Source organism: Thomasclavelia sp. (assembly GCF_047249845.1).
In the GTDB taxonomy this organism is placed as follows: domain Bacteria; phylum Bacillota_I; class Bacilli_A; order Erysipelotrichales; family Coprobacillaceae; genus Thomasclavelia.
On the sequence record NZ_JBKTWO010000115.1, the window covers coordinates 1 to 2692 of the forward strand.

Sequence of the window (2692 nt, forward strand, 5' to 3'; positions counted from 1 at the left end):
ATTCGAAACAGTCAATACTAAAATATTAAGAAATGATAGTGTTGATCCTAAAACATTGGTTAAAAATATCCAAGATGATTCAGAGACTATTGTTTATTTTAAAGAAGATTATCTCTTTAATGAAATCAAAACATATCGAGTTATTGTTGTTGTGGAAGATGCATTTGAAAACAAAACAGAAAAAAATGCTTATGTGTTGGTAGAAGAACGGGACACTGAACCTCCCACAATAACTGGTTTAGATAAATTAACAATGTTAATAGGTGATAAGATTGATTTAAAAAAAGGCATTGTCATAAAGGATGATCATGATAAAAATCCAACTTTAACAATTGATGATTCGAATTTGAATATTCGAAAAACAGGTGAATATGAAGTTTATTATCATGTTGAAGACCATAATGGTAATAAAGAAACATATACTAGAGATGTTGAAGTTTTAAGTCAATATGATAATCGAGAAGCTAAGAAAGATGGTGTGAAAACTTGTTATCTTACATTTGATGATGGACCATCACCAAATACCAAGAAAATATTAGAAATCTTAGATGAATACCATATTAAGGCAACTTTTTTTGTGACAGGGACTTCACCTAAAGATGCTCATTATATTAAAGAGGCTTATCAAAAAGGACATACAATAGGATTGCATACGTATAGTCATGATTATGAATTGATATATAGTTCTCTTAAAAATTATATAAATGATCTAAATAAAATTAAGGAACTGGTTTATGAACAAACAGGTGAATATACCACCTATATGCGTTTCCCAGGGGGATCAAGTAATCTTGTTTCTAAAAAATATAATGTTGGAATTATGAAGAGACTAACACATAAAGTGATAGATTTAGGATATCAATATTATGATTGGACTTGTATTAATGGAGATGGAGAAGGAATTAAAACAATTAAAGGACTTAAGAAGAAAGCGATTGAAGAGGTAAATGGCCAAGAAGATATTATGTTTTTAATGCATGACAGTGCTAATCAGGGAAATACAGTGAAAGCTTTACCTGCTATATTGGATTATCTTATTAAAAAAGGTGATCAATTTGAAGTTGTTGATCAATATTCACCGACATTTCATCATACAGTTCAAAATTAAAATTCTCTGTTGAAGAATGAGGTTAAATAGTTAATATAATCAATATTTAAAAAGCCAATTTTGTCTTATCTATTGCAGTTGATAAGACTCTTTTTGTGATGTGTTATTAAGTTTTATAGATAATAATAAATGCGGTTAGTGGAAAAGCTTGATAATAAGCATAAACGTAAATTTTTCAATTGAAGAATTTACTTTTTTATTTTGATATGTACCATATCATACAAGAAGTAGTAAATATAACTTGTTATAATTAAAAAATAGAAATCAAAGGGGGATGGGATATCAGATATTATATAAAAGTTATACAGATAAGATTATCAAAGTAATTTTATTGAAGAAAGGGAAAATTTTATGAAGAAAATAACAACTCTATTTATAACAATGATTATGATAGTATCATTTGCAACAATCAATGTGTTTGCGGTGGATAATACTTTTAAAAAAGATGGTTTAACATATACGATTATTTTATGTGGATGGAGATAATACTGTTTTAACATCAATTACACTGCCAGATATTTTAAAGAGTATAGAGAGTGCTGCTTTTAAAAATTGTAAAAATTTAACATCAATTGAACTTCCTGATGGTATAACAGTTATAAAAGATGCTGCATTTGAAGGGTGTTCAGGTTTAAAAACGATAAAATTTCCAAGTCAATTAACAGATATTAGAACTGGGGCATTTCGTGATTGTAGTAGACTAGAGTCTATTCACATTCCTGATAGTGTGACAAAGATACAAAATAATGTTTTTCTCAATTGCCGTTCATTGGTATCTGTTGTGTTTCCTAAAAATATACAATTGTTGGGTGGATCATCATTTTGGTATTGTAATCAATTAGAGGAAGTGACATTACCAAATGGCATTGAAACAATAAATAAAAATACTTTTCAGTATGATCCCAATTTATCAAAGGTTTTAATTATGACTGGTGCAAGAGATGAAGTGATAAATGATCAGATTCTTACAGCTATAAATACAACTACAACAAATGTAGGGCATCCCATACAAATATATCGTGGTGTAGCTCATATTCAAGCAAAGCAAGTTGCAATGACAACAACTTTAAATAGTACAGTTAATTTAAACGATTATTTTAAGACCTCGTTTGCTGTTTATGATGAAAGTGGACAGTCTTCATCAGTGATGACAATACCAGAAAATTATAAAAATGTTGAATATCAACTGGTTGGTCAACATTCAGATAAGACACAAATCATAGGGAATCAATTATTTATTAGTGATGAAGAAAAAAATCAGTTGCAAATTGAAGCTAACCTCAATGGACATACTGACAACATGAGTATAAATATTGATAGACTTGATATCATGGGTATAGAAATAGTACAAATGCCATATAAAACGACTTATACAGAAGGAGAAATCTTTGATCCAGCTGGTCTAAAGGTAAAAGTGAATTATAGTAATGGTAGCCATAAGATAGTTGAATATGATAATGTTTCTCAAAGTGACTTCAATTTTTCTATTGCTAGAGCATTAATGGTAAGTGATAAGGATATATTGGTGCAATTTGCTGGACAATCCATTGAATTTGATATTACAGTTTTAAAGAAGCCTATTAT

At 28.9% G+C, this 2692-nt stretch carries 3 protein-coding genes; all 3 read left to right on the forward strand.

All coding sequences use genetic code 11. The features are described from left to right. Positions 1 to 1108: polysaccharide deacetylase family protein (locus tag ACLR9T_RS13730; RefSeq protein WP_413110057.1), on the forward strand; the 1108-nt coding region annotated here is incomplete at its 5' end. 351 nt (positions 1109 to 1459) lie between these two features. Further along, a complete protein-coding gene (locus tag ACLR9T_RS13735; protein ID WP_017144122.1) occupies positions 1460 to 1594 on the forward strand; it encodes a hypothetical protein in 135 nt (44 codons plus the stop codon). Continuing rightward, a partial coding sequence (locus ACLR9T_RS13740; RefSeq protein WP_413110058.1) for a leucine-rich repeat protein occupies positions 1581 to 2692 on the forward strand: 1112 nt, incomplete at its 3' end. The genes ACLR9T_RS13735 and ACLR9T_RS13740, both read left to right, overlap by 14 nt.

What these genes read in the sequence shown, in the direction of transcription:
- ACLR9T_RS13735 (WP_017144122.1), top strand. Translation starts at nt 1,460, where the DNA reads ATGAAGAAAATAACAACTCTATTTATAACAATGATTATGATAGTATCA.